This window comes from Streptomyces pseudogriseolus (genome assembly GCA_002154585.1).
Lineage (GTDB): Bacteria > Actinomycetota > Actinomycetes > Streptomycetales > Streptomycetaceae > Streptomyces > Streptomyces pseudogriseolus.
Map to the genome: position 1 here is coordinate 1 of MUNG01000196.1, position 681 is coordinate 681.

General features: G+C 77.5%; 1 protein-coding gene. It reads right to left on the bottom strand.

Annotated features, from left to right (window positions below; translation table 11 throughout):
- Positions 1-564, bottom strand: a 564-nt coding sequence (locus CCN29_RS36000) for a glycogen debranching N-terminal domain-containing protein (RefSeq protein ID WP_442538407.1), incomplete at its 3' end; no start/stop codon positions are given.
- Positions 565-681: the final 117 nt, after the last annotated feature.

Below are 681 nucleotides of genomic sequence, written 5' to 3' on the forward strand. Positions count from 1 at the left end.
GGCGGTGCCGCCGTCCGGGGTCTCGCCCACGGAGTCGGGGGCGGGCGCGCACTCGACGACGGTCCGGGCGTGCCACTCGTCCCTGCGGTGGTCGAACCGTACGCCTCCGTGCACCGGCTGGACGGTGTGCTCGGTGTCCGGCCGCTCGTACGTCCGCCGGTCGGCGCGGAGTGCGAAGAGGTCGGCGAAGTCGGCGTCGGCGGTGAGCTCCAGCTCGGCGGTCACCGGCTCGGGGAGGTTGCTGACGAAGGTGAGGCGTTCGGTGAGGGCGCCGCCGGTCACGCTCTGGTCGCGGAACACCGTGTAGGCGGGGGGCGCCTCGCGGGTGCCGGGGGGTGTGAGGACGCTGACGGAGGAGGCGCCCGCGGGGTCCTCCTCAGCGGGCCGGAGCGTGACGGGCGCGGCCCCGGCGACGCGGAGCTGCCAGCGGCTGAGGTGGCGGGCGTCGTGGGCGAACAGTCCGTCCGGCGTGGTGCCGCCGACGCCGTCGATGTCGCCGGCCGGGCCGAGCCGGGCGAGCGTGCCGTCGCGCACGAGCTGCACGTGCCCGGTGGTGCCGGTCATCGGGCGTACTCCTCTTGGTCGGCGGGCGGCAGGGCGGTGTCGGGGCCGGTGGGCGGCAGAGCGGTGTCGGGGCCGGTGAGCGGCAGGACCGCGTCGGCGGGGCCGGCGGCCGGTGCG